32 protein-coding genes and 1 pseudogene are annotated in these 23,752 nt (G+C 37.8%); 17 read left to right on the forward strand and 16 right to left on the reverse strand.

The window, feature by feature from the left end; translation table 11 throughout:
• From BGC7_RS17320 to BGC7_RS17380, 14 genes are all read left to right on the forward strand, one after another.
• The coding region (locus BGC7_RS17320) for a TraG family conjugative transposon ATPase (RefSeq protein WP_157258772.1) at positions 1 to 971 on the forward strand (971 nt) is incomplete at its 5' end.
• A gap of 13 nt (positions 972 to 984) precedes the next feature.
• Positions 985 to 1,302 (forward strand): DUF3876 domain-containing protein, encoded by a 318-nt coding sequence (locus BGC7_RS17755; RefSeq protein WP_082206822.1) that lies wholly within the window; start codon positions 985 to 987, stop codon positions 1,300 to 1,302.
• Positions 1,303 to 1,366: 64 nt separating this feature from the next.
• Positions 1,367 to 1,987, forward strand: a complete 621-nt coding sequence (locus BGC7_RS17325; RefSeq protein ID WP_050702858.1) for a DUF4141 domain-containing protein — start codon at positions 1,367 to 1,369, stop codon at positions 1,985 to 1,987.
• Positions 1,988 to 1,989: 2 nt separating this feature from the next.
• A complete protein-coding gene (gene traJ, locus BGC7_RS17330) occupies positions 1,990 to 2,991 on the forward strand; it encodes a conjugative transposon protein TraJ (protein WP_050702859.1) in 1,002 nt (333 codons plus the stop codon).
• 44 nt (positions 2,992 to 3,035) lie between these two features.
• Positions 3,036 to 3,659: a conjugative transposon protein TraK gene (traK, locus tag BGC7_RS17335; protein ID WP_050702860.1), complete on the forward strand. Its 624-nt coding sequence runs from the start codon at positions 3,036 to 3,038 to the stop codon at positions 3,657 to 3,659.
• Between the two features lie 8 nt (positions 3,660 to 3,667).
• Positions 3,668 to 3,937, forward strand: a complete 270-nt coding sequence (locus tag BGC7_RS17340; RefSeq protein WP_050702861.1) for a TraL conjugative transposon family protein — start codon at positions 3,668 to 3,670, stop codon at positions 3,935 to 3,937.
• A complete protein-coding gene (gene traM, locus BGC7_RS17345; protein ID WP_185112998.1) occupies positions 3,937 to 5,313 on the forward strand; it encodes a conjugative transposon protein TraM in 1,377 nt (458 codons plus the stop codon). Before BGC7_RS17340 ends, traM begins: the two co-directional genes overlap by 1 nt.
• 51 nt (positions 5,314 to 5,364) lie before the next feature.
• On the forward strand, positions 5,365 to 6,315 hold the full coding sequence (traN, locus tag BGC7_RS17350) for a conjugative transposon protein TraN (RefSeq protein ID WP_050702862.1): 951 nt from the start codon (positions 5,365 to 5,367) through the stop codon (positions 6,313 to 6,315).
• Positions 6,316 to 6,354: 39 nt separating this feature from the next.
• On the forward strand, positions 6,355 to 6,936 hold the full coding sequence (locus tag BGC7_RS17355) for a conjugal transfer protein TraO (protein WP_050702863.1): 582 nt from the start codon (positions 6,355 to 6,357) through the stop codon (positions 6,934 to 6,936).
• A 13-nt stretch (positions 6,937 to 6,949) separates the two neighbouring features.
• Positions 6,950 to 7,405, forward strand: a complete 456-nt coding sequence (locus BGC7_RS17360; protein WP_050702864.1) for a DUF3872 domain-containing protein — start codon at positions 6,950 to 6,952, stop codon at positions 7,403 to 7,405.
• Between the two features lie 169 nt (positions 7,406 to 7,574).
• Positions 7,575 to 8,195, forward strand: coding sequence for a M23 family metallopeptidase (locus BGC7_RS17365; protein WP_050702865.1), 621 nt, complete (start codon positions 7,575 to 7,577; stop codon positions 8,193 to 8,195).
• A 69-nt stretch (positions 8,196 to 8,264) separates the two neighbouring features.
• On the forward strand, positions 8,265 to 8,717 hold the full coding sequence (locus tag BGC7_RS17370) for a PH domain-containing protein (protein ID WP_050702866.1): 453 nt from the start codon (positions 8,265 to 8,267) through the stop codon (positions 8,715 to 8,717).
• A gap of 281 nt (positions 8,718 to 8,998) precedes the next feature.
• Positions 8,999 to 9,757 carry a hypothetical protein gene (locus tag BGC7_RS17375; protein ID WP_050702867.1) on the forward strand — a complete coding sequence of 253 codons (759 nt, stop codon included), beginning with the start codon at positions 8,999 to 9,001 and terminating at the stop codon, positions 9,755 to 9,757.
• A gap of 25 nt (positions 9,758 to 9,782) precedes the next feature.
• The gene (locus BGC7_RS17380) at positions 9,783 to 10,835 is read left to right on the forward strand and encodes a hypothetical protein (protein ID WP_050702868.1); all 1,053 of its coding nucleotides are present in this window, start codon (positions 9,783 to 9,785) and stop codon (positions 10,833 to 10,835) included.
• A 35-nt stretch (positions 10,836 to 10,870) separates the two neighbouring features.
• On the opposite strand, the gene BGC7_RS17385 is transcribed toward BGC7_RS17380, so the two are convergent.
• The 11 genes from BGC7_RS17385 to BGC7_RS17435 all read right to left on the reverse strand — a co-directional run bounded on the left by BGC7_RS17385 (position 10,871) and on the right by BGC7_RS17435 (position 18,629).
• Positions 10,871 to 12,370, reverse strand: a complete 1,500-nt coding sequence (locus tag BGC7_RS17385; protein WP_050702869.1) for a hypothetical protein — start codon at positions 12,368 to 12,370, stop codon at positions 10,871 to 10,873.
• 188 nt (positions 12,371 to 12,558) lie between these two features.
• Positions 12,559 to 12,738, reverse strand: a complete 180-nt coding sequence (locus BGC7_RS17390; RefSeq protein WP_050702870.1) for a hypothetical protein — start codon at positions 12,736 to 12,738, stop codon at positions 12,559 to 12,561.
• The gene (locus BGC7_RS17395; RefSeq protein ID WP_050702871.1) at positions 12,728 to 12,913 is read right to left on the reverse strand and encodes a hypothetical protein; all 186 of its coding nucleotides are present in this window, start codon (positions 12,911 to 12,913) and stop codon (positions 12,728 to 12,730) included. The genes BGC7_RS17390 and BGC7_RS17395 overlap by 11 nt, the downstream gene beginning before the upstream one ends.
• A complete protein-coding gene (locus BGC7_RS17400; RefSeq protein WP_050702872.1) occupies positions 12,910 to 14,205 on the reverse strand; it encodes a PcfJ domain-containing protein in 1,296 nt (431 codons plus the stop codon). The genes BGC7_RS17395 and BGC7_RS17400 overlap by 4 nt, the downstream gene beginning before the upstream one ends.
• 11 nt (positions 14,206 to 14,216) lie before the next feature.
• Positions 14,217 to 14,630 carry a PcfK-like family protein gene (locus BGC7_RS17405; RefSeq protein ID WP_050702873.1) on the reverse strand — a complete coding sequence of 138 codons (414 nt, stop codon included), beginning with the start codon at positions 14,628 to 14,630 and terminating at the stop codon, positions 14,217 to 14,219.
• A gap of 62 nt (positions 14,631 to 14,692) precedes the next feature.
• Entirely contained in the window at positions 14,693 to 14,965 is a 273-nt protein-coding gene (locus tag BGC7_RS17410) for a hypothetical protein (RefSeq protein ID WP_050702874.1), read from the reverse strand.
• A gap of 269 nt (positions 14,966 to 15,234) precedes the next feature.
• A complete protein-coding gene (locus tag BGC7_RS17420) occupies positions 15,235 to 15,495 on the reverse strand; it encodes a hypothetical protein (RefSeq protein ID WP_050702876.1) in 261 nt (86 codons plus the stop codon).
• 26 nt (positions 15,496 to 15,521) lie between these two features.
• On the reverse strand, positions 15,522 to 16,517 hold the full coding sequence (locus tag BGC7_RS17425) for a hypothetical protein (RefSeq protein WP_050702877.1): 996 nt from the start codon (positions 16,515 to 16,517) through the stop codon (positions 15,522 to 15,524).
• Positions 16,518 to 16,536: 19 nt separating this feature from the next.
• Positions 16,537 to 16,773 carry a hypothetical protein gene (locus BGC7_RS17760; RefSeq protein ID WP_082206823.1) on the reverse strand — a complete coding sequence of 79 codons (237 nt, stop codon included), beginning with the start codon at positions 16,771 to 16,773 and terminating at the stop codon, positions 16,537 to 16,539.
• A 403-nt stretch (positions 16,774 to 17,176) separates the two neighbouring features.
• Positions 17,177 to 18,121, reverse strand: a complete 945-nt coding sequence (locus tag BGC7_RS17430) for an AraC family transcriptional regulator (RefSeq protein WP_050702878.1) — start codon at positions 18,119 to 18,121, stop codon at positions 17,177 to 17,179.
• Positions 18,122 to 18,236: 115 nt separating this feature from the next.
• Positions 18,237 to 18,629 carry a VOC family protein gene (locus BGC7_RS17435; protein ID WP_050702888.1) on the reverse strand — a complete coding sequence of 131 codons (393 nt, stop codon included), beginning with the start codon at positions 18,627 to 18,629 and terminating at the stop codon, positions 18,237 to 18,239.
• Positions 18,630 to 18,861: 232 nt separating this feature from the next.
• Here BGC7_RS17435 and BGC7_RS17440 point away from each other — a divergent pair, with 232 nt between their 5' ends.
• Positions 18,862 to 19,146 carry a helix-turn-helix domain-containing protein gene (locus BGC7_RS17440; protein ID WP_050702879.1) on the forward strand — a complete coding sequence of 95 codons (285 nt, stop codon included), beginning with the start codon at positions 18,862 to 18,864 and terminating at the stop codon, positions 19,144 to 19,146.
• Positions 19,143 to 19,439 carry a helix-turn-helix domain-containing protein gene (locus BGC7_RS17445; RefSeq protein ID WP_050702880.1) on the forward strand — a complete coding sequence of 99 codons (297 nt, stop codon included), beginning with the start codon at positions 19,143 to 19,145 and terminating at the stop codon, positions 19,437 to 19,439. The genes BGC7_RS17440 and BGC7_RS17445 overlap by 4 nt, the downstream gene beginning before the upstream one ends.
• 69 nt (positions 19,440 to 19,508) lie before the next feature.
• On the opposite strand, the gene BGC7_RS17450 is transcribed toward BGC7_RS17445, so the two are convergent.
• Genes BGC7_RS17450 through BGC7_RS17460 form a run of 3 tightly spaced genes read right to left on the reverse strand, consistent with a single transcriptional unit; the run spans position 19,509 to position 22,340 of the window.
• A complete protein-coding gene (locus tag BGC7_RS17450; protein WP_050702881.1) occupies positions 19,509 to 19,865 on the reverse strand; it encodes a hypothetical protein in 357 nt (118 codons plus the stop codon).
• 2 nt (positions 19,866 to 19,867) lie between these two features.
• Complete coding sequence (locus tag BGC7_RS17455; RefSeq protein ID WP_050702882.1) at positions 19,868 to 21,082, reverse strand: site-specific integrase; 1,215 nt, start codon at positions 21,080 to 21,082, stop codon at positions 19,868 to 19,870.
• A gap of 28 nt (positions 21,083 to 21,110) precedes the next feature.
• Positions 21,111 to 22,340 (reverse strand): site-specific integrase, encoded by a 1,230-nt coding sequence (locus BGC7_RS17460; protein ID WP_050702883.1) that lies wholly within the window; start codon positions 22,338 to 22,340, stop codon positions 21,111 to 21,113.
• A gap of 290 nt (positions 22,341 to 22,630) precedes the next feature.
• On the opposite strand from BGC7_RS17460, the pseudogene BGC7_RS18005 reads away from it, so the two are divergent.
• Positions 22,631 to 22,951 (forward strand): annotated as a pseudogene (locus tag BGC7_RS18005) (tyrosine-type recombinase/integrase); the annotation flags it as partial.
• 69 nt (positions 22,952 to 23,020) lie between these two features.
• On the opposite strand, the gene BGC7_RS17470 reads toward BGC7_RS18005, so the two are convergent.
• Together BGC7_RS17470 and BGC7_RS17475 are read right to left on the reverse strand one after the other, a co-directional pair.
• Complete coding sequence (locus tag BGC7_RS17470) at positions 23,021 to 23,317, reverse strand: helix-turn-helix domain-containing protein (protein ID WP_050702885.1); 297 nt, start codon at positions 23,315 to 23,317, stop codon at positions 23,021 to 23,023.
• Complete coding sequence (locus BGC7_RS17475; protein ID WP_369799106.1) at positions 23,310 to 23,627, reverse strand: helix-turn-helix domain-containing protein; 318 nt, start codon at positions 23,625 to 23,627, stop codon at positions 23,310 to 23,312. The genes BGC7_RS17470 and BGC7_RS17475 overlap by 8 nt, the downstream gene beginning before the upstream one ends.
• Positions 23,628 to 23,752 lie beyond the last annotated feature (125 nt).

A 23,752-nucleotide genomic window follows, 5' to 3' on the forward strand; every position in this document is an offset into this window, starting at 1 on the left:
GAGTGCCGAGCCTACATGGGATGTTTGATATCGAAAAAAGAGAAAGTATCAAAACCCTGATAATGACTTTGTGGAAGCGGGATAATGAACCTCCCACACGTTCGGAAGAGGTAGCTCTGTCCAATGCGGTGAGCTTATATATAGAACGTATCAAAATAGACGAATCTGTTTTGCCGTCATTCAATACGTTCTACGAGTTTGTCAAACTGGACTATGCTGCTATCCTCGATGCCAAACGGGTAAGGGAGAAAGATTTTGACTTAGCCAACTTCCTCAATGTACTTGAACCCTATTACAAGGGTGGCGAATATGACTTCCTGCTGAACTCCGAAAAACAGCTCGATTTATTATCTAAACGATTCATTGTCTTTGAAATAGATGCTATAAAAGATCACAAAATTTTGTTCCCGATTGTAACGATCATCGTTATGGAGGTTTTCATTAATAAGATGCGTCGTTTACAGGGAATCAGAAAGATGATATTGATTGAAGAGGCATGGAAAGCGATTGCTAAAGAGGGTATGGCAGAGTACATTAAGTACCTTTTTAAGACCGTTCGAAAATTCTTTGGAGAAGCAATCGTTGTCACTCAGGAGGTGGATGATATCATCGCATCACCTATCGTTAAGGAGTCCATCATCAACAACTCCGACTGTAAGATTCTCTTAGACCAGCGTAAGTACATGAATAAATTTGATAGCATCCAAGCTCTCTTAGGGCTGACCGAAAAAGAAAAAAGTCAGGTGCTATCCATCAATATGTCCAACAATCCGAACCGAAAATACAAGGAAGTCTGGTTTGGATTAGGTGGTGTTCAGTCCGCTGTATATGCCACAGAAGTGAGCTTGGAAGAATATTTTACGTTCACAACGGAAGAGACAGAGAAGCTGGAGGTTGCAAAGAAAACCGAAGAATTGGATGGCAATATTGAGTTGGCTATTAAACAAATAGCAGAAAGTAAACGCAAGTAAAAAACGAAAAGCTATGTTCAGTCAATGTAATATAACCGATCCTTGTTCCACTTCTACAGATTTTTCCATGCGGGAGATTACGGGGCGTTGGGTAAGTAGAGAAGGTGCACCTGCGATAAGAATATATCGCAATATCTCCCGAAAAGGAGGAGGTGGTATCCGGCTTTGCATTACTTACAACAACCCGCTGGTGGTCTGTGATTGTACGGTCTACAATGTATTCAGGATGCATTACATTGAACTGTACGAGCGTATCACAATTACTTACAATCGGGAGCAAGAGGTCTTACACCTTTCCGCTTTCGGAGAGTATGTCCGGGAGGAGGATTAGTCCATTAGGGGCTACCTCCGACCTTCGGACGGTAAACGAGTAATAACAATTAAAAATAACGAATATGAAAAAGATACTTTTCTGCCTTATGGCATTTATGGGGCTATGTACCTATCAGGCAAAAGCACAATGGACGGTGGTTGATCCATCCAATCTGGCACAAAATATTATGACGGTTTCTAAAACAGCCACAACCGCCAGTAATGTGATTAACTCCTTTAAAGAGATGCAAAAAATATACGATCAGGGAAAACAGTATTACGACAAATTGCAGTCGGTACACAGTCTGATTAAGGATGCACGCAAAGTAAAGGAAACAGTAGAATTGGTCAGCGAAATATCCCAGATCTATTCTTCCAATTTCAACAGGATGCTATCCGATAGAAATTTTAGCGTCGGTGAATTGGAAGCCATATCGAGCGGATATGCCAAACTGTTGAACGAAAGCGGCAATCTGCTTGCGGATATAAAAAATGTCGTTTCCATCTCGAATGGGCTTTCGATGACCGATGCCGAGCGTATGTCAATCATAGATGAGATACATGCCAAGATGCTCGAACATCGTAACCTTGTCCGCTATTTTTCCAAGAAAAGCATCTCCGTTTCCTTTATCCGAAGTCAGGAAAAAGGCGATCTGGCGAGAGTGCAAAGTTTGTATGGTAATCCATCTGATAGATATTGGTAATCATGACACTGCTTGCAATAGATTTTGACAACCTGCATCAACTTCTACGGAATCTGTATCAGGATATGATGCCCCTTTGTGGCGACATGGTAGGTGTTGCCAAAGGGATAGCCGGACTCGGTGCTCTCTTTTATGTTGCTTCCCGTGTATGGCAAGCCTTAGCACGGGCAGAGCCGATAGACGTATATCCCTTGCTAAGGCCTTTTGTTATCGGACTCTGTATCATGTTCTTTCCAACTTTTGTACTCGGTACAATCAACGCTGTTATGTCGCCTGTGGTAAAAGGAACACATACGATATTGGAGACACAAATGACAGATGTACACGCCCTGCAAGCGGAGAAAGAGCAACTGGAGTACGATGCCCGGCTACGTGAAGGAAAGGCATGGCTGGTCGATGATGAGGTGTACGACCAAAAGATGAAAGAACTCGGTATTACCGATGCTGCCGAAATAGTAAGTATGTGGGGCGAACGGCTTTGGTATGATATGAAAATCTTTTTTCGGGATTTGGTTCGGGATTTCTTTGAACTGCTATTCAATGCCGCAGCTCTTACGATTGATACCCTGCGAACCTTTTTCTTAGTGGTGCTGTCAATCTTAGGGCCGCTGGCATTTGCCCTCTCTGTTTATGATGGTTTTCAATCCACACTGACCAATTGGATTTCACGCTACATCTCGGTCTATCTGTGGTTACCCATTGCTGATCTGTTTTCGGCTGTACTGTCCAAAATTCAGGCATTGATGCTGCAAATGGATATAGACCTGCTAAGAGATCCCTCCTATGTGCCGGATGCCAGTAACGGAGTATATATCATATTCTTTATCATAGGAATTATAGGATATTTCTCTATTCCGAGCGTGGCGGGTTGGGTGATTCAGGCAGGTGGCGGTAGTGCTACACGCGGAGTAAACACAATGGCGAGTAAAGGGGCTGCAATGGCAGGAGGTGTTGCCGGAGCTGCGGCAGGAAATGTAGCCGGTCGTCTAATGGGGAAAAAATAGGCAGCCACATTGTATCATTTATTAATTCAAAATAAAACGAACACATGGAGTTCAAGAGTTTAAAAAATATAGAAACATCATTCAAACAAATACGTTTGTTCGGCATTGTCTTTGTCTGTATGTGTGCCGCCATTACGGGTTACTCGGTATGGTCGTCGTACAACTTTGCCGAAGCACAACGCCAGCGTATTTATGTATTGGACGGTGGCAAGTCTTTAATGCTTGCCTTGTCCCAAGATATGACACAAAACAGACCTGTGGAAGCACGAGAGCACGTCAAGCGTTTCCATGAGCTGTTTTTCACTCTCTCACCCGATAAGAAAGCCATCGAAAGTAATGTAAACAGAGCATTGTTCCTTGTCGATAAATCGGCTTTCAAATACTATCAGGACATGGCAGAAAAAGGGTACTACAACCGCATCGTGTCGGGGAATATCAATCAGATCGTACAGGTGGACAGTATTGCTTGTGATTTCGATAGCTACCCTTACAAGGCGGTAACTTATGCCAAACAAATGATTATTCGGGAGAGTAATGTCACCGAACGCAGTTTGGTCACACGTTGCAATCTGATAAACTCGGTACGCTCGGATAATAACCCTCACGGTTTCACGATGGAGAAATTCGAGATTGTGGAGAATCGGGATATTCGGATATCGGAAAGGTAGATAAAGCTATGATACGAAAGATAATGAAACATATCAATGGATGGTTGGAGGAGGGTCTGCGGGGAATACTCGGCAGGCTGACTCCCGACAGACGGATTATCCTTGTGATAGCGATGTTCTTTGTTTTTGGTGGATTATCCATCTACATGACTTTTTCTTCTATTTACAATTTCGGTAAAAATAAGGCAGAAAAGATGCGGATAGAGCAGATCGAATCGCTGAAACTACAAGTGGAACAACAGCGAGATAGTATTAACAATCTAAAATCAGTAGAATAATGGAACAGGAAGATTTGAATAAAGAAACTTCTCCCGAAACTATTCCAGAAGTACAGCCAACTGTGGAAGAAAAGAAATCGGAAAAGAAGAAAGAACCTCAGAAAGCACCAAAGCAAGAGCTTTCAATGGCGGAGAGACAAAAGCGAAAGAAGTTGTTGATCATGCCTCTATTCTTCTTAATCTTCGGTGGTGCGATGTGGCTGATCTTTGCTCCGTCGGATGATGGGAAAGAGCAGGTGGTAGGACTCACGGGATTCAATGCCGAACTACCCGTACCCAAAGACGAAGGCATTGTGGAAGGCAAGCGGGATGCTTACGAACGGGAAGCGATGCGGCAAAAGGAACAAGAGAAAATGAAGTCTTTACAGGATTTTTCTTCTATGTTCAACGATACCGAGCAAAGCAATTATGAACAAAAGGACAATGCCTACAATACTTCTTTGCAAGCAGAACAGCCCCGAAGTTCAGCTCCCCGTGCAATACAATCTTCGGCAACGGCTTATCAGGATATCAACAAGCAATTGGGTGATTGGTACGAAAAGCCTGCTGAAACAGGCAGACAATCGCAGTCAGCTATGGAACAGCGTATTCAGGAATTGGAACGAAAGCAGGAAGAATCTGAAGCGAAAAAAGCAGAAGAGGACGAACAGACCGCTTTGCTTGAGAAATCTTACCAGATGGCAGCACGCTATATGCCTATGCAGGCAGGAGAACAACAGGTAGAAGAAGTAAGTGTGACACGCACAGGCGATAAGGTTAAGGTAAAACCCGTTAAACAAGTGCATCACAATGTTGTATCTCTATTGGCTGCTCCGATGTCTAATGATGAATTTATTGCTTCATACAGCAAGCCCCGAAATAGGAGTTTTCTCACTGCCGCAGGTAATGAGGGAATACAGGATAAAAACAGCATCCGTGCTTGTGTCAACCAAACTGTAACCCTGACCAACGGCAAAGAAGTACAACTTCGTCTTTTAGAGCCAATGCGGGCAGGTAATATTCTGATCCCTGCCAATACTTTGGTAACAGGAGCTTGTCGTATTGGTGGCGAACGTCTGGAGGTAATGATCAATTCCATTCAATATGCAGGAAACATTATTCCGGTTGAACTGCAAGTGTACGATATGGATGGTCAATCAGGGATCTTTGTACCCAACAATGACGAGGTAAAAGCAGCTAAAGAGGTAGCTTCTACGTTGGCATCATCAGCAGGGACAAGCATTATGATCTCGGATAATGCAGGCTCACAACTGGCTGCCGATATGGGTAAAGGTTTGATACAAGGGGCTTCACAATATATCAGTAAAAAGATGAGTGTAGTAAAAGTTACCCTCAAAGCAAACTACAAACTCCTATTACTACCCAAAGAAAATTAAACAAGAAAAACCACTAAAAAATTAATGTTTAACAAATTTAAAATCACGAATATGAAACGAATCTTTTTTATATTAATGCTTGCTGTAAGTGTATTTACAGCCCATGCACAAGAAGTAGCCCAAGATACTATTGTGGTGCATACCAAACCGACAACAGGTGACTATTACGAGAGTTTTACCCGTCCGCTGACCTTCGATAGAATGATATCGCCTTATGCTCTGGAGGTTACTTTCAATAAAACCGTTCATCTCATATTCCCATCATCTATACGCTATGTCGATTTAGGGTCGGCAGATCTTCTCGCAGCAAAAGCGGATGGCACGGACAATGTATTGAGAGTGAAAGCAGCTTTGCGGGATTTCAGTCGGGAGAGTAACTTGTCCGTTATTACAGAAGATGGTGCATATTATACTTTTAACGTAAAATATGCAGATGAACCTGTAAAATTATCTGTTGAGATGACAGACTTTTTGCATGATGGCGAAGTGGTCAATCGCCCGAACAATGCTTTGGCGGTATATATGCAGGAATTGGGACAAGAATCACCCTTGCTGGTCAAATTAATTATGCAGTCTATACACAAGAACAATGACCGTGAGATAAAGCATATCGGCTCGAAACGTTTCGGAATACAGCACACGCTGAAAGGTATTTATACCCATAACGGACTATTGTATTTTCATCTGCAACTGAAAAATTCTTCTAATGTACCTTTCAATGTGGACTTTATCACCTTTAAGATTGTAGATAAAAAAGTAGCCAAACGTACTGCGATTCAGGAGCAGGTGATTTGGCCACTTCGTGCCTACAATAATTTGATGCTGATAGGTGGACAACAAACAGAACGTATGATTTTTACTTTGGCGAAGTTTACGATTCCCGATGACAAAATGTTGGTTGTGGAACTAAATGAACAGGAAGGTGGACGCCATCAGCGATTTACTTTGGATAATGCCGATCTGATTCGAGCAAAGGTTATCAACGAATTGAAAGTGAAATAAAAGTCACAGACTTTTTATTAACATATAGACGATATAATCATGAAAAAAATAATAATGTTAATAGTTGTGTTGTGCTTCGCCTTTTCGGGCGGAGCATACGCTCAACGTTCACTGTCGGGTATGCGAGGCATACAACTAACAGGTGGTATGGTGGATGGAATCTATTCGTCCAAAAACGATAATGAAGCGGGATACTATGTTGGTGTGGCAATGGCGACTTATGCCAAGAATAGCAACAAATGGGTGTTTGGAGCAGAGTATCTCGAACGCTATTATCCCTATCGGGAAAAACGATTACCAATAGCTCAGTTCACGGCTGAAGGAGGTTATTACTACAATTTTCTAACTGATCCGTCCAAAACAGTTTTTCTCTCTTTGGGTGTTTCTGCTCTTGCAGGCTATGAAACATCGAATTGGGGCGAAAAGACTTTATATGATGGTTCTACACTTCAACATAAGGATGCCTTTATCTATGGTGGAGCTATCACATTAGAGATTGAAACGTACCTGACTGACCGTGTTGTATTGCTTGTTACAGGGCGGGAACGCATCTTGTGGGGCAATTCCACGGGGCATTTTCATGGGCAGTTCGGTGTAGGAATCAAATTTATAATCAATTAGGAGACAATACAAAATGAAAAAAATAAAAACTTTCTTCGGAATAACAGCGTGGCTGGCAGTGATAATGCTGCTGGCCTCAGCCTGTAGTAGCGATATGGATATTAATAAGGTTTACGCATTTGATCTGGTTTGTATGCCAGTTCAGAAAAAAATCATTCAGGGAGAGGTGGCGGAAATCCGTGCACAGATTGTAAAGGAGGGTAACTTCCAAGATTCTAAGTTCTACATCCGGTATTTTCAAGTAGATGGTAAAGGTCAATTACAACTCGATAATGGAACAATACTTCTACCAAACGATTTATATCTGTTGGAAAAGGAAACGTTTCGGATGTATTACACATCTCATAGCACTGACCAACAAGTGATAGATGTCTATATCGAAGATAGTTTCGGGCAGGTGGTTCAAAAGACGTTTTCTTTCCAAAATGACCGAGGTGACGAGGAAGATTTACCAATAGAAGCGGAATAGCCATGATGACGATGATGGTAATCTCATACATAGTTACTTGGGTAAATATGATTTATGCCTATGTAACTGCTCCTACAGATGTTGAACTGTGGGGTGAAGAAATTGAATAGTTAATAACCAGATAAACGCCCGAATATTCTTTGGGCGTTTATCATATTTAACATTGACAATGAAATATATAGCAATCCTATTGATAGCGTTACTTCATCTATCAGTATCGGCACAAGAGATCAATTCATCGAATAGAAAATCACAAATAGAACAATGTACAAAGCCGATTTATTCTATCACAGAATTTTGGCAAATAGCGGATTCTTTACAACTGACTATTGATGAATTGTCCGACTATCCCGTAATATTTCCGATAAAAAAAGTAGAACATATCTCATCAGGGTTCGGGATGCGGAAGCACCCATGCTATAAAAGACGAAAATTCCATACTGGAATTGATATTCCGAAAGCTAAAGGAACTCCGGTTTATGCCACAGGCAACGGAATAGTGATCGCCATAGGTTATGATTCGGGATATGGTTATTTTACAGAGATTCAGCACGCTGGAGGTTTTCGTTCATTCTATGCACATTTAAGCAAGATATTGGTAAATGTGGGGAATAGAGTCAAAATCACTCAACAAATTGCTTGTGTCGGCAATAGCGGAATAGCAACGGGTAGCCACTTGCATTATGAAATAAGGAAAGGGAGACGTTATTTGAATCCGATAGGTTGGTGCTACTTGTTATTTGAGGTCTTAAATGATGAATTTAAAATACAAGAAGTAGGAGAAAATTAGAAAAAAATGACTCCAGTTGAGCATTATAAATGAACGAAACTTATTAACTTTGAAATAAATCAATAGCTTATGAACTACATACAAAAAAATCTACAATCCGGGGAAGAAATAAAATATGTTGCAAAACTGCATTTTTTCCTATTTGTACAGCCAATTATATTGTTGCTTATTGGTGCTTTTTTAGCATCAAGCCCTAAAGAGATATCCGCTATGACTCATTATGCTGGCTTGCTGATTTTGTTTTTTGAAATTGTGTCACTATTATCAAGAATACTAATAAAAGTAGGTTCTTCCTATGCAGTTACTAACAAACGAGTGGTACTTAAAACGGGAGTAATCAGTCGCAGAGCTGTAGATCTGGTATTAGCTAAATGTGAAGGTCTACACATTAAACAGAGTGTTTTAGGGCGAATATTCAACTTTGGAACAATTACAGTTACAACTGGAGGTGTCTCCAGCTCATATCCGTATATAGCCAATCCGATGGCTTTCAAGCGAGAAATAAATACACAGATAGGGTAACAAATATGGAATATCTTAAACATCTTTTCATTTGAAATATTTCTTGAAGAGGTTCTGATCCCCTATATTCGGTTGCATATTTTATTTTTATAAAACTTTATGAAAGAGACAAACTATAAATTGGATTATGCTAAATTTTGAGAATAAGCTAGTAGTGTGTACTAACAGTTTCGATCTAGAATCTTATGATGTTTGCACCACGAATGTAAGCCGTCACCATTTATTCTAATGAGATCAAATAGATATATTTGTTATATCAAACTAATTAAGTAAGACATTTAATGGAAACTAATATCTTTGAACAAGCAAAAAACATAGACCTATTTTTAGAGGCACTTTATGAATCCTCCACTCCTTTATCTCTAGCAGAAGGCATTGAAAAAAAACAAGTTCCAAGTACACACAATAAAGAAAAATTTAAAACACTAGAATTTGTTATTGAGGAATTGGGCTTAGTTACGTTTATGCAAGGCAGGAATAATTCCACATTGGGAGGACAATGTATATATAAAATCACAGAAAAAGGGAGAGAGATGGTTGAAAAAAATATCTCGTCAATTGATATGTTACTTGAGAGAGAAACCAAAAGTACAAATTTTGGACATCCTATTTTTGATGAGAAAGAGTTTAAGAAATCCTTAGACCAAAAGGTTGATAAAAGAGTTGAACAAGCAGATTTTTTTCTTGATATAATTGTATCTGAGAAGTTAATAGATTTGGATAAACCAACTCTTAGAAAGTATTTCAAACAATGGTTTAAAGAGAGCCAAAAATTTGATTTGCAGATAAAAAATGGGAGTTTTTCCCTAGAAGATGGAAGTTTGCAATTTGTGCCAGATTTTAGTAAAGATAATATACCTGAATTTATTAAATGGTTTCAGAGCGAGAAAGATAATTTCATCAGTTATCTTGATGAACAGGGAGTAAATCTTTCTAAAAAACATGTTGAATCCAAGTGGTCTAAAACTGGAGTTATTGCAGGTATTGTTGCTGCTATAGCTGCAATAGCAGCGGTAATATGGCAAATGTTTTTTGTTTAATAACTTGCAACAAATTAAAAATAGGATGACAAATGGATATTATATCGTATTATGCAACTATTCTAAGACTAATGATAATTCAAATTTAGTTTATGAAGCTATAATACAAGTTGAGAATAATGGCATATGTAGATATACTCTGCATAGCGAAACACATTCTGCTACAAAAGTTGACTTTCTATTAACTAAAGACTTTAACAACGATAGCTACTTAAAAGTAACTGAACAAACAGAAAAAGCTATAAAAAGCATTTTATGTGATAAATATCCTGATCTAAAAGCTAGAGAAGGGGCTATTTTTATATTTAAAAAATCATTTCTAGATGCTGGCGAATACTATCCGAATATATATAGACCTTTCATTTCAAATAGATTTCTATATGAAATGAATAATATGAGATTTACGAATATAGAAGCTATTGAAAATGTATTATTTACAGAGGTCACTCTATTTAATGAAGTCGAATATTTATCCAGATTAAATCAGCTAGAATTGCTCTTAGAGGATTTGTCTGTTATCTTTCAAACGATCGAACCAACGGGACATAATATGATTTGCTATGGACACAAAATTCGTAATTTAATTATATTGGCATGTACTGAGTTTGATTCAATGTGTAAAAATATTCTTGTGGCAAATGACTATCCAACAAAGAAAATGTACAAAACGGATGACTATATAAAACTTAAAACACCTCTAAAACTAGATCAATACGAAATTGAGTTCATGAGGTATCCTGAAATAGGAGCAAGAATGCCATTTAATATATGGGAGTCGAATAAACCTACCCAATCGTTAAAGTGGTATGATGCCTATAACCAGATAAAACATGACAGAATCAATAACTACAAACAAGCTACTTTAGAAAATGCGATTGATTCTATTTCTGCTATTGTAATTTTACTTTTGGCTCAATTCGGAGATAGCAATATTTATTGGAAGGACAAAATGTCTAAATATTTCAATATATCTAAACTCCCTAAATGGGACTTTGCTGATTTATATATTCCTCCTGTACACCCTTATAAAACGGGAAAGGTAGTGCTAGTTGAAAAGAAATACAATTTTATAGAATAAAAACAAATAGTTCAGTTCTGATATATATTATATTGCTATAAATGTTTTGCTCTTAAGGGCTCTTGCTCTTGGATTTTATCATAATATTTTTTTCGAACATTCATCGGAAAGTCATTTTGATAAAAATATCGTCGAAAGTCATGTATATCATTCCTTTCAATTACTTCCATAATATTCTTCAAAGCTAACTTTTGAGTATCACTCACATCGTCAGGGAACCCTCCAATTTCATAATAAGTACTTAAAAAATCCCATTCTTCCTTTGTAACCTTAGTGTTAAATAAATAATACTCATTTGCAATGATCTTTCCTTTCTCATTATAAACACATAGGGCTTGAGAACTTGTTGAGTGTAATACTCCTTTAACATATTCTAATCGCTTAGATTTAAACTGGATTTTTTGTTTTGGCTTTTGTTCAAAGACATAACGCAAAAAACCTTCTCTCTCTTTTTTTATTAAGTTGATTTCCGAATATAAAAACTCATAACGATCATCTTTACTCATACTGTTTACGACATACTGGATCTCAACCACTGGATCAAAATAGGCAGAAGGAAATAAATTATATACATGATATTTACGAGAAATATTGCCATCCTTACTTTCATAAAATTGATATTTTACATACGTTTCATAGTCTAAAAAACTGCGTAAAGCTCTTGTAACTAAGTTGTTCTGCAAACATTTCCGATACCAAGAGAAACGGTTACTATTTTTGACCTCTTCTCTATTTTCCTTTATCTTTCTTTTAACTTCAGCAGCTCTTTCTGCATCAGCTTTTTCCTTCTCGTGTGCTTTTAGTACTTTTTCAAAATCAAGCTGCTCTTTTTCTTTAGTCAATTCATTCTGAATATCATCTTCAAGGCATAAGAGATTTTTTATAAACTTTTCTTTACTATATTTTAGAACTTTACATTTGAGATGCGGAGTTAATCTGATAATTTGATCTGAAAAATCAAGAAACAGATTTCCTTTGTATTTTGAATTAAGCCACTTCCTTACTTTTTTAAGAAAAGATATAATAAACTCATTGCTTTTATATGATGCCATATAAAATTCAAGATTCTTATTAGAAAGATCAGTAAACTTAGAAAAGGTAGCGATAGAAGAAAAATCTGTAAAATCCAATATTAAGTATGGTGTATAGCCTAGTGCTTCATGAGCTATAAACCTAGAGTCAATTTCATTTAGAGAAACCTCCAATGAATGCTGAAACTCTATAGCTGTAGTGTTTACAAGGCTATCAATTCGGTGCATTTCTCCTTCATGTTCTACCACAACCTCATACGTCCGGATATTTCCAGCTTCTAATCCATAATTATATTCAATACATTTATATTGCCAATCTGAGTGCCATGCACACATCGGATTATCCGTTTTTACTCCTTGAAACGCTGTTTTTCTTCGAATATATGATTTTCTATTCTCTGAACAGATAACTGAAATAAAAATATCATCATAAAAACGATACCATATTCGATATTTTGGTATTGCTTCAGAAATAGATTGTATATCAATAATTGTTCTTGGCATGACTCATTACAAATAAAACATCAATTAAAGGTAAAACATTCAGAGTAAAGTTACAATCTTTACCATTATTACTACTTCATTTATTTACATAATATATTGGACTCTGTCGGCTTTTTGCTTCTTTTTCTCCGCATAAAGTCCTGCTAACGGCTCATGGAAAAAGAAGCGGCGGAAATTTCTCTCCGCCGTCAAGTTTTTGATTTATGTTTTAATTCTTCCAGTTGTCGAAGCATAAATGTGTAGTTTTCTCCAACTGTATGCCCCGAATCCATTCTAAATGGACTACTTCGGCACAATCTGCATTCCTTGATAGCCTTATTCAAGTGAGTTACTTCGATTGTCTTTCCTGTAATATCTTTAATTTTCATTGTTTTTTACCTCTGATTTAAATACATACCAACTATCACTATAATTCTTCCCAATGAGATTGAAAGCTCCTGCCAGATTGCTACTTTTGGCAAATTCCTTGGCTTCCAAAATCGATTTGGACTCTCCTAATTTTCGGAAGCCAACAAACAAGGTGTAAATATTTTCTTTCATCATGCTGCTAATCGATTTTCAATGAGCGATATATTTTGCTCTACAAGTTGTATTATCTTGTTGTGGTGCTTGGTATTCTTATTGCATACTCCACGGCTTTGAATAACTTTGAGTTGAGATATAGATACCTCAATCGTTTCAATACGTTTGCCATCAATACAAGCCGAAAGTATCAGCGAATCGGCTTTTGAATGATAGCCTGCTACACAATGGTGCATAGCCTGTCCTTCCGCTATAATTTCTGCAACGCTCTCCAATACACGAATACTGATAGTGCCATCCGAAAATACAAGTCCAAAGAATTTTGCTTTGGTTTCTCTGTATTCGGCTTCTTTTGCAAGCTGTTTTTCGATTTCTGCTTGTGCATCGGCTTTGGCTCTCTTGAGTACATATCTGTCATGTTCTGCTTTGAGATTGGTCGGGCAAACATATTTAGCATTGTACAGGTCTTTCTCAAAGAGTCGGAGCATATCTATATAGTCGCACCAAAGAACTGCATCTTTGATTTTGTATCCGTTGCGAATACATATCTTGATGGATTGCCAATAATTGTCGATATTCTTCCATCCCGTATTCATAATGCGTTCCAATAGCTTGGTATATCCTACTTTGATGAGTGTTTCGGCTCTGCTGTCACTCAAAAGAGTGCGAAATAGGTCTAATTGTCTTTGTCCGTATAATGCTTTCTTATATCCTGCTCTTTTTAGTTCGGGTATGAGTTTTTGACGTGGATAAACTTCTCCTAGACTTCCTATTTTATCATAGACATTTATACAAAATTTATTGTTGCTATTCTCGTTTCTTAGTTCCAAAGGGGTATGGAATATCCATGAATCAATACAATACGTTCCCATCGTTTGTCGCAGTCGGGCAAAAGTATAGTATTTGCCATCGGGAGCAATCCAACGTTGCATAACCTCCGAATAACTGAGTTTTGTGGGTTCTCCTATCTTGGATTTGTAGCTGAACATGATGGTGCGTATCACTTGATAGCCTTTATGTGCCGTGATGATGTTCATATAATAGCTATCGTCAAACGTGCGTTTCTTGGTCGTTTTAACTATCAATTTTGATTGACAATTCGGACACTCGCAACCCAATAAGCTTATTGATAATTCCCCCATCCCTTCAAACGACTGTCCACACTTGGTACAAGTAATAATGCCTTTATCGGTTCTTCGTCCAACATATTGGATAACGTGGTCGTATCCCCATTGGATTTGCTTTTTCGTAAGTTTGGGCAATGTTCTACTTGCTTCTACGACTTGTTTTTGGAGTTTATTCTTTGGTTTCATAGGTTGATAATTTAAAAATCAAACAAACTTGGTTGAATTGTTAATGCTACTTTTTTGGCTTTCTTAGTTGGCTGTGTCATTTTTCGGTAGGCTTCGTCCTGTGCCTTTTGGATGGCATCTTGTCGTGCTTGCTCTTTTTCTTCGGCTGTCAATACTACCACATGATTGACTGCTACTTGTGCATTGTGCATCGATTTACCGATTTCGATGTTATCTTCATCATAGAAATGTACCGCCATGCCAAATATCTCATCATCGTGAAAACCATTGCAACCACTTTTCTGTACTTGGTTCAGAATGTAGGTTATGCAGTCTTCTAACTTCTTTTCGGGTAAGGAATAACGGAACGAAAAAAGTAAATCTATTTCGGCACGTTTGTCTAAATATGCCTTTATCGTATTTTGAAAATGATTTGTTGATTTCATGTCTTTTGGTGTTGTGGGGCAGGGTTACTGCCCCTTGTGAATACGGCTTATTCTGTTTCTGTTTAATAATTTTCGTCTATATATTTATCCATTTTCTTATACAGAGTTGGATACTGTCGTTTTATGCTCTCCAACATTTTGAGATACATTTGGTAGATTTCATCATCATCCACTTCTTCATCGTTATTTTCTTTAGCTTCATATTCGCCAAATAATTTTATATATGCTTTTTGCTCAAAGTAATCAGCAACGTACAAAGAATATTCTGCCATTGAAGTGTCGTTGTATAGTAATCCTTTCAAGAAATTATTGAATGATATTTTCTTTTTTGTCATTTTCTTCGGGTTTTATAGGGCAGGTATGTTCTGCCCTTGTGAGTAACTTTTACTTCTCGGAATCTATGCTAGTGAAAATAAAAATCGAGGGCTTGTAAGGTCTATTATATATGTCAGTTTTGCTTTTTAGTTTTCGACTTAAAACCTCGACTTTTATAGCATCATGGGGTAACTTATTTGTTCTACCAATTGAATACAATGCACTTAACTCAATATTGACTTCATAAATTTTGCCATTATAGTTTATTTGTTCGGGGAGATTTGCCCTTTTAAATATTTTCATCTTTTAGTGTGATTATATGTTCTTTGGGTATATTTATTCCATAATTTTGAGCATCCATTTTTAATGATCGTGCTACTAGAGGGTAATTAGTGTCAATCCAATCAAATTCATCAACAAAGTTGTATTTGTCATCTATTCCCATTGCTGTCTCATTCGTCACTAACACACCTTTAGGGATTGTTATTTTGCCGTAATTTCTAAAATCAATGGTAATAGGATTGGCTGTTACTTTTCTATTCTTTGTCATTATATTCTACCTTTTATTTAAAATGATTAATTCAATCCGAAATAGTACGCTAAGCGTTGCTCTTGTGATTTTGAAAATATCCATCCTGCCAATCTTTTACCATTGAAGGTCAATCGGCTGTTGAATTTTCCTCCCATCGCTTTGAGTTCGTCTTTGATGGCTCTTGTTTCTCCGAATACGGCTACGGCTTTGGCTGAGTAGTCTACGAGTGTACAATTGGCTTTGCTTGTACCGTTGTTGTCGCTTGGTGGTGGTACATCATCATTCTTCTTGATGCGAATATTATCTTCATCTCCTGCGGTGTAGGCAAATTCTTTGATTGTACTTTCTCTTTGGTAGATGGGGCATTTCTCTATTATCCATCCGCTATATTTGCTCTCTCCTAAATAATACCCTGCCCCCATTGAGTATTTCTCCCGATGTTCGTAATCTGCATTGTATTCTGCTAAATAGGTTGTTTCCTCGAAGTTGGATGCGTGTTTCCGCATTTCTGAGAAGATGTCTCTTTTGTGAGTCGAAAAACCTAGAATAACAGTTCGTGTCGTTTTTGATGTAAAGTAGTCGGTTTGGCTGTCGCTCTCGTCTCGTTTGAGTCGTGCCACAATAACGCCCAAAGCATTTTCGGGGAGTATCTCGGCAAAACGTTTGCTTCCGATTGCTTTTACTTCCTCCACTCGGATACGCTCTTTTTCTTCCTCGTCCGCTTCTGCATTTGCTTTGGCTTGTGCTTCTTGCAAAAGAATTGCTACTTCAAAGCTGTCCATAAATTGAGGGTTGTCGCTATCGTAATAGAAACCAATGCCGAATTTTTCTTTCAATGGTCGAATGATGTCGGCAGTATGAAAATCTTTAGTAGTTAGGTTTATCAATTTGTAAGTGATACCCCATTGATTTTTTGTAATATCATACACTACATAGCTGTGATAGCTGTACCCCTCCATTTGGATAACTTGGTTGACCTCTACCACTTGCACGGCTCTGTCTATTTCTTTGTTTGCACCTAATAAAAATATTTTGCTCATAATTCTTGCGTTTTAATGTTTATAAATAAGTCAGCATGAGATAAATAAGAGTGATTACAGCACCCAACATCAGTAAGCAGGAGAGAATACCCCGAATCACATCATAGAAGAGATACAAGCCCACCAAAGCCCAAATAAACCCTGCTCCCCATAAGGAATAACCCACGATAATTAAGACTATTTTCAAAACCCAACCTATGCTAATTGGAAGGTAGGTGGATCGCTGTTTCCTATTTTTTTCTGCCGTTTGTTTCATAATTTCTGACCTTTTTTTTAACGCTATGCCGTATCGGAGCCGGTGAGGAGTATTCGAGTTTCAGAAGCTTAAAAAAGGGTAGTGTTTAGCTGTGCAAGGTTTTGACGAATAAATACGCTCGCCCGGATAGAACCAAAGAAGGGAAAGAGGAAGATTTTTCGACAAACCCTTTAGGGCTTGACCTTGCGGCAGCGTGAAGAACACGGAAATACCTTTGCGACTGAAATCGAATACTCATTAGGCTCTGATGTCATTTCGCTCAATGGGGAAGAAATTATGAAACAGGTAGAAAAAATCCCGTTTACTCGTTCTTGAAGCTATCGAAAGAGTATAACCTTAATATTATAGATGCAAAAAAGCCTGCATCTTTAGACACAGGCTTATAAATTAAGAAAATGGGATATTACAAAGGTTTCACGGGAATACAGATATCAACAATAAATCTATGTTCGATATCTTCGCTGTAGTTATTGTGATAATATTCGTAAGTGGGATTATCTGCCGGCTGATAGCCACTCTCTGTTAACCAAGAGCACATGGTGTTCCATGCTTCCTCAAACTCGGTTTCTTTAATTTCAAAGTGACCAACTGCATACTTTCCAGAAGGGATAGTAGATTTGCCAATCTCACCCTCTACTTTAACATCCCCTTTGACAATAATACTGGCATCTTGACGTACTTTCTCTATGGCTGTAATTGATGGATCGTCACGATAGACTGTTACCGTTTTGGTTTCCGGTGTCACAAGTCCACGAGGGGCTGCCCAACGGAAAAGTTTTTCGTATGCCTGTCCAATCATGTTAAATGCACCCATGTGACGACAGTAGATCAGATTCAATTCGGGCATTTGTTTAATTTCAATTTTCGTGTTCATAATAATTATTTGATTAAATTCGACACTGCAAAATTGATCATTTACTTGTTGTGGATGTTTGCCGATCTTGCTTACTGCTTTGCAATTCTTGCTATATCTGACACCATTCTTTGTATATATTGCTTTCTCCTGTTCTCTAAATTCCTTGGTCGTTAATCCAAAATAAGTTTTGAATGCTCTGCTGAATGAAGAAGCATTGATAAAACCACATTGAAAAGCAATATCACTAACAGTAGATTTCAGGTTGTCGGTGAGTAGTTGAGCGGCTTTTTCTAGCCTGATACGTGAAACAAAATTATTAGGGGTTTCGCCTACCATTGCTGTAAATATTCTATGAAAGTGATAAGGAGAAAACGAAGCTACTTGAGCCATGACCGCCAAATCGATCTGCTGGTCAATGTTTTGTCCTATATAGTCCATCACACGATTAATCCGTGCTGTATATTCTTGTTTACTAAGTTCTTTTGAATCCATCAGGCTAAATTATTCAAAAAATAAAGAATGTAATTCACCTATCTTGCTTTATTGTAATATCCATCCGTAGAAGTTGAAATATGTTTGACTAACTCCAAAATAGAACACTATCTTTTTACAATTTACTTGTATCCAAGTCTTTTTGACTTTTGGCTCTACCCCATAATTCAGACGGAGTTAAGGAGGTTTCAATTAATTCTACGGGTACTCCTCCATTATTGATAATGGCTACACGATAGTTTGGAATAGGTTCGTAAGGACCTAGTAGAATCTCGTAACCATCTGTAGCCTCTTCCAAATTATCTACTTGTATAGCTACATGGGGCAAACTTTTTATTAAAGGATGTAAGGGACTATCATCTGTGAAACGGTGATATTGTATTCTGAAATCGCCTTCTACATCTGATGTGTACATCCCAAAAGCTTCACTGAATTTTTCATTGGGGCGTACCTCGGTAGTAGGGATACCCATATGATGATAGCGATATTCTCTATCAAATTTATTCATAGCCATAATATTGTTTTTTTGTAAAGATAGAAAATTTCTCTAATAGCAGTTTTCCCATAGTTTTAATGACAAAGTTATATTTTGCTGATCGATAAAACTCAAAATTCTGTTTTAGGTATAGACAAGTACAGCCTAAAGCTACCAGTCTGTAGATTAATGATGTGTGCTGTGTTTTAATGACTTATATTTGCTACCCCCGTAATCATAGTATAAACAAAAAAAGTAAATTACTATGGAGATAATGTATATTGAAGCCCAAACATTCGAAGCACTGATGCAAGGTTTTGAAGGATTTGTTCGAAAGGTAGACCAGTTATGTGAAAGGCATATAGGCAAAGAACTTAATGAATGGCTGGATAATCAGGACGTATGTTTAATTTTGGATATAAGCCCTCGTGCATTGCAGACCTTGCGAGATACAGGTAAGTTGGCATACACCCAGATAGACCGAAAGGTATATTACAAGCCAAAAGATGTGGAGAAACTTATTGCGAACTTAAAAAAGCAAAAAAAATGAGCAGTGAAGTTATAACAAGAGGCAATGAGCGGATAAAAACATTGCTAGGTTCACTCGACAAGGTATTGGTCAAACTGGAAAATATATTGACAAACTATAAGCCGACGTTGAACGGAGAGCGATTTCTGACTGATGTACAAGTTTCGGAGCGGCTAAAGGTAAGCCGAAGGACATTACAACAATACCGAAGCGAAGGAAGAATCCCATACTTTAGATTTGGAGGAAAATCTCTGTATCGGGAGTCCGATATACAGAAAATATTAGAAAAGAATTATTGTGAAGAATGGGAATAATTCTAAAGCTATTTATCTCACAATGTTTAATCAAATACCCCGAAACCAGATGATTTCGGGGTATTATTTTTAGTTCGGCATCATATTCTGCAAGGGCAATACGAGAATCGTTGTTATGTTGTTTCTGGCTGTCTTTTTGATTACCCACTTGCGAAATATATCCGCTTTGAAGGACTGCACCCTAAAAGCAAGGGCTATGATCATATCCAATCCATAATAAGAAGGGTAGATATTCTTTCCATCAACTATGCAAGATGATGAATCATCACCACTTGCAATACCCAATTTTTCAATCGCACGAACCTCTCTTTTTACAGTTTGAAGGAAAATACCAAACAGTTCAGCTATTTCTGCAATAGTCATGCTGGTTTCGCTTGGAATAGTTATATTTCCATTATCGGAGATTGTTATTTTTGTTTGACTCATAATTAAACAATTTGATTTTCTTTGTTTTGCATTATTTTTCTTCGTTTCATAAGTTTATCCATATCCTTCGATATTTTCTGTTCTGTGATTTGGGCATACACTTGTGTGGTACTAATGTTAGCGTGCCCCATCATTTTGGCTACACTCTCAATGGATAATCCTGCTGAAATCGCCAATGTTCCAAAACTGTGGCGACTTTGATGGTACGACAAATTCTCTTTCAATCCCGTAGTAATTCCGATTTGATTAATGTCATACCAGATCATATCTCGGACGGGTAAAGGAAATACGGGGTTACTATCATCAGTGGTATTGTAAAGCATTAGTATCTGCTCAGCTATTGGGTGAAGAGGAATGAATGCCTCTACATTGGTTTTTACCCTACGCTTTCGGATATAGAGCCTACCTGCTGCCGTTTTACCTATATGATGTGGATAAAGGCGGTGCATATCCACATAGGCAAGCCCCGTCAGTGACGAAAATATAAAAGCCCTGCGTACTAACTCCAAACGTTCATCCGCCATTGGGTTCTCCATAATACATTTCAAATCGGATTTGTTTATATGCCGATGCTTGGGCGGATCTTTCTTTTCGTATCTCACATCTTCTAATGGATTACTTCTCAATACTTCTTGGTCAATAGCAATATAAATGAGTCGGTTCAGCCATGTTAAAGCTCGGTTTATATACGAATTCTTTCGATTATGTATTGTTCTCAGATATAGCTTGAATGATTCTGCGAACTCTTCTCTTATGGCATCAAAGGCGATATCTTTCATTCCTTTAGAACAGATATATTCTTGTAGATTGCCCTGCATAAGTCTGGATTCTCTATAACTTGACCTTGAGTTTATCTCTATCGAACGAAGCCGTAAACGTTCCAATTCTACTTTGCCTGCTTCAAGTAAAGAAGTCGGAATGGAATTTATACCAACTATGGTATTTTTCAAAAGCTCACTGCTGATAGCTCCCTGCTCTCCCAAAATATGCTCGTAGGTGTGTTCTATCCGTTGGCGAAAGGCTTTCAATTGATTACTGATTCGCTCGTTCTTGATACCTCCTTTTTTAGCATCCCAATTTTCTGCTTGACAGTAGATGCTGGTTGTAACAACAATCGGTTTTCCGTCGATACTGATTCGACAAAGAATGGCTGTCGTTCCGTCTGCTCTTACTTTGTTTTTGTTGATATAGAATAATATTTTGAATGTACTACGCATGGTTATTTCTATTTAATTGGGTTTATAATTAAAGAACTAATTTGAAATCAGAGGTTGCTTCAATAAGCTTATCCATATCTTCAAATAGCTTCTTGGGTGTAACACGGGCATAAACCTGTGTCATCTGAATATTACCGTGTCCCAGCATTTTACTGATCGTTTCGATGGGAACACCCTCTTCGAGAGTGATTAGACTTGCGAATGAGTGGCGCCCGGAATGATAGGTCATCGGCTCTTTTACATCTGCCATTACCCGTAAACCTTTCATATTGGCTTTTACCATTTCAGGTGATTGCCACGGAAATAGCGTATCTCTATTTTCATCCTTGTATTTTTCAATCAAGGCAATGGCTTCGGGCAATAATTTGACACGTGCCCGAAAGTCCGTTTTCTTTCTGGCATATTTTAGCCAAAGACTTCCTTCCTCGTCCGTAAAAAGATTTTCTTTGGTGATGCGAATGACATCGGCATAGGCAGTGCCGGTATAGCAGGCAAAAAGAAACAAGTCTCTTGTAAAACGGGTTGAAGGACGTTTTTGGGGTATATCCAAATCCCGTACTTTTTCAAAGCTCTCTCGACTTAAAGCTTTGGGAGTAGTTTCTTTTTGTTTGGGTAGTTTGTAATAGGCAAAATGCAACTTCTCAGAGATTCCCTCTTTGAAAGCAATCTTGCAGATTTTCTTTAGAATAGCCAAATAGTGGCGAACGGTTTGCATCGCATAGCCTTGTTCGCCCAATACAGAATCTTGATACTCTCTGATAAATTGTTCATTTAGTTGTCCGAATGCAACATCTTTGGTTTTAAACTTTTTTTGGATGAATTTACCTAATGAACGGTGCGTATAGACGTAGGTCGATAAAGTCGTTGGAGCAACGTCAATCCCAACACGGGCTTCCAATTCTTCTATGTGTCGGGTAAGAAGAGCAAGCAGGGTTATTTGTGCTCCCATGTTGCCCTGAAACAAATTCTTGACTGCCTCAGCATCGAATGGCTTCTTGCGTTCCACTAGACTATCAAAAGCTGAATGAATATCGAGCAGTATTTTTTCGATTTTCTTATTAGCTTCTACTGCTTCTAGGCTCTTACCATTTAGACGACTCTCACGTGGATTCCACAAGTCGAGACTACAGGATAGCTTACAGCTGAACTGTACCTTTGTACTGTTCACAGTAATACGCCCCATAATTGGAGTCTTACCTAATTTGTCGGGAGAGCTCTTTTTGAGGTAGAGCAAAACCTTGAACTTTTCTACTTTCATATCACTTATAATTTTGAGGACTTTGCCGTTAGGCAAAGTTACCGGTTATATAAGTGCTCTTTATTACGCAAAGATCAGTAAATCAAAGAAATAGAATCATCCTATTAGACTTCAGCTTATCTCCAGTTACCTATTTTATTTTGGTAACTGAGTAGCTAACGATTTGGTTACTGAACCTCTTCCTAAATCTGCTTAGGTGATTTGTGCCTAAATCGGCAAATCTGCTAAGTATAAACTTGTTACGTTTTTACTTCTAACATCTGCATACGCTTCTTTTACGGTGTATTACTTATATGAGTCGGCATTCCTTTGCCACTCTGGCTTTAAGCCATGGAGTGAGTATTGAATCCATCTCCGGCATGTTGGGACACACCAATATCACCACAACACAAATCTATGCCCAGATTACCAAGCAGAAGATTGGTGAGGAGATGAGAGAATTTGAACGCGGCTTGATGAATACAGATGAGTTTTCAAAGCGGATAAAAAAAGGCTATGATATCTATTTACAGTTGTTAGATACAGCCAGGAGAATGAAAGAAGATAAGTTCCCAATAGAACAGATCATTTATTACACCGGGCTATCCAGAGAAGAGGTCCTTGCATCATAAATGCGAAAAAGAGTTGTATCATTAAGATACAACTCTTTCCCCTAATTTCATACTAGAAAAAAGGATACACTAGCACCTTTTCCACGCTCTCAAATAATTTTCTTCCAGTAATTTTTCGATATCAGACTCTTTGTATAAGACTTTTCCACCCAGGAGGATATAAGGTAATAATCCTTTATCTCTATAAGTTTGTAGTGTACGGCGGCTAATATTCATTTTTTTAGACAATTGATAATCTGTCAAATATCTTTCACCGTTGAACAAAGGTTTATAATGACCAAACGTCTTTTCAATCTTTGATTTGACATTTTCGATCAATACATGTAAGTCAGCAATCTTTTTGTTGAATGTTTTTAATTCAGACATGTCTTTGTTTTTTAGAATTAGAGTTATTGGAGTTTAATATTTTCTGGACGTCACAAGGCTTATAAAAAATCTTGCGGTCAATCTGGGAGAAGCCAATTTTACCGTTGTTACGATAAGTTTGGAGGGTCCTTGGCTGGATATTAAGAATCTCGCATACATCCTGTGCATCCAGCCATTCATTTAACGACTTGTCATTATGCTTATCGCATAGTGAACTGATTTGATTCAAGAAACTTTCTAATTGATCTAAAGTTTCTTCGTCAACTTTTTGGGAAAATAATAAATCTGTCATATAAGAATAATATTTCATTAGAAAATTAAGAACACTAACGAAAATATAATCTTATTTTCATAAAACAAAGTAAATCAATAAGTTGTCGTGATTTGTCGGGTGCTGTCGTGATTTGTCACCCCTAAAGCAAGTTGTCTCGTCCT

The sequence above is a fragment of the Dysgonomonas sp. BGC7 genome (assembly GCF_001261735.1).
In the GTDB taxonomy this organism is placed as follows: Bacteria; Bacteroidota; Bacteroidia; order Bacteroidales; family Dysgonomonadaceae; genus Dysgonomonas.

Bases quoted from the DNA above. Each gene is read 5' to 3' on its own strand.
- BGC7_RS17355 (WP_050702863.1), top strand. From the start codon at position 6,355: ATGAAAAAAATAATAATGTTAATAGTTGTGTTGTGCTTCGCCTTTTCG.
- BGC7_RS17405 (WP_050702873.1), bottom strand. From the start codon at position 14,630: ATGAAATCAACAAATCATTTTCAAAATACGATAAAGGCATATTTAGAC.
- BGC7_RS17450 (WP_050702881.1), bottom strand. From the start codon at position 19,865: ATGAGTCAAACAAAAATAACAATCTCCGATAATGGAAATATAACTATT.
- BGC7_RS17395 (WP_050702871.1), bottom strand. From the start codon at position 12,913: ATGATGAAAGAAAATATTTACACCTTGTTTGTTGGCTTCCGAAAATTA.
- BGC7_RS17390 (WP_050702870.1), bottom strand. From the start codon at position 12,738: ATGAAAATTAAAGATATTACAGGAAAGACAATCGAAGTAACTCACTTG.
- BGC7_RS17385 (WP_050702869.1), bottom strand. From the start codon at position 12,370: ATGCCAAGAACAATTATTGATATACAATCTATTTCTGAAGCAATACCA.
- traK (WP_050702860.1), top strand. From the start codon at position 3,036: ATGGAGTTCAAGAGTTTAAAAAATATAGAAACATCATTCAAACAAATA.
- traJ (WP_050702859.1), top strand. From the start codon at position 1,990: ATGACACTGCTTGCAATAGATTTTGACAACCTGCATCAACTTCTACGG.
- BGC7_RS17400 (WP_050702872.1), bottom strand. From the start codon at position 14,205: ATGAAACCAAAGAATAAACTCCAAAAACAAGTCGTAGAAGCAAGTAGA.
- BGC7_RS17420 (WP_050702876.1), bottom strand. From the start codon at position 15,495: ATGACAAAGAATAGAAAAGTAACAGCCAATCCTATTACCATTGATTTT.
- BGC7_RS17760 (WP_082206823.1), bottom strand. From the start codon at position 16,773: ATGAAACAAACGGCAGAAAAAAATAGGAAACAGCGATCCACCTACCTT.
- BGC7_RS17440 (WP_050702879.1), top strand. From the start codon at position 18,862: ATGGAGATAATGTATATTGAAGCCCAAACATTCGAAGCACTGATGCAA.
- traN (WP_050702862.1), top strand. From the start codon at position 5,365: ATGAAACGAATCTTTTTTATATTAATGCTTGCTGTAAGTGTATTTACA.
- BGC7_RS17435 (WP_050702888.1), bottom strand. From the start codon at position 18,629: ATGAATAAATTTGATAGAGAATATCGCTATCATCATATGGGTATCCCT.
- traM (WP_185112998.1), top strand. From the start codon at position 3,937: ATGGAACAGGAAGATTTGAATAAAGAAACTTCTCCCGAAACTATTCCA.
- BGC7_RS17460 (WP_050702883.1), bottom strand. From the start codon at position 22,340: ATGAAAGTAGAAAAGTTCAAGGTTTTGCTCTACCTCAAAAAGAGCTCT.
- BGC7_RS17365 (WP_050702865.1), top strand. From the start codon at position 7,575: ATGAAATATATAGCAATCCTATTGATAGCGTTACTTCATCTATCAGTA.
- BGC7_RS17410 (WP_050702874.1), bottom strand. From the start codon at position 14,965: ATGACAAAAAAGAAAATATCATTCAATAATTTCTTGAAAGGATTACTA.
- BGC7_RS17380 (WP_050702868.1), top strand. From the start codon at position 9,783: ATGACAAATGGATATTATATCGTATTATGCAACTATTCTAAGACTAAT.
- BGC7_RS17455 (WP_050702882.1), bottom strand. From the start codon at position 21,082: ATGCGTAGTACATTCAAAATATTATTCTATATCAACAAAAACAAAGTA.
- BGC7_RS17430 (WP_050702878.1), bottom strand. From the start codon at position 18,121: ATGGATTCAAAAGAACTTAGTAAACAAGAATATACAGCACGGATTAAT.
- BGC7_RS17425 (WP_050702877.1), bottom strand. From the start codon at position 16,517: ATGAGCAAAATATTTTTATTAGGTGCAAACAAAGAAATAGACAGAGCC.
- BGC7_RS17445 (WP_050702880.1), top strand. From the start codon at position 19,143: ATGAGCAGTGAAGTTATAACAAGAGGCAATGAGCGGATAAAAACATTG.
- BGC7_RS17475 (WP_369799106.1), bottom strand. From the start codon at position 23,627: ATGAAATATTATTCTTATATGACAGATTTATTATTTTCCCAAAAAGTT.
- BGC7_RS17370 (WP_050702866.1), top strand. From the start codon at position 8,265: ATGAACTACATACAAAAAAATCTACAATCCGGGGAAGAAATAAAATAT.
- BGC7_RS17325 (WP_050702858.1), top strand. From the start codon at position 1,367: ATGAAAAAGATACTTTTCTGCCTTATGGCATTTATGGGGCTATGTACC.
- BGC7_RS17375 (WP_050702867.1), top strand. From the start codon at position 8,999: ATGGAAACTAATATCTTTGAACAAGCAAAAAACATAGACCTATTTTTA.
- BGC7_RS17470 (WP_050702885.1), bottom strand. From the start codon at position 23,317: ATGTCTGAATTAAAAACATTCAACAAAAAGATTGCTGACTTACATGTA.
- BGC7_RS17360 (WP_050702864.1), top strand. From the start codon at position 6,950: ATGAAAAAAATAAAAACTTTCTTCGGAATAACAGCGTGGCTGGCAGTG.
- BGC7_RS17340 (WP_050702861.1), top strand. From the start codon at position 3,668: ATGATACGAAAGATAATGAAACATATCAATGGATGGTTGGAGGAGGGT.
- BGC7_RS17755 (WP_082206822.1), top strand. From the start codon at position 985: ATGTTCAGTCAATGTAATATAACCGATCCTTGTTCCACTTCTACAGAT.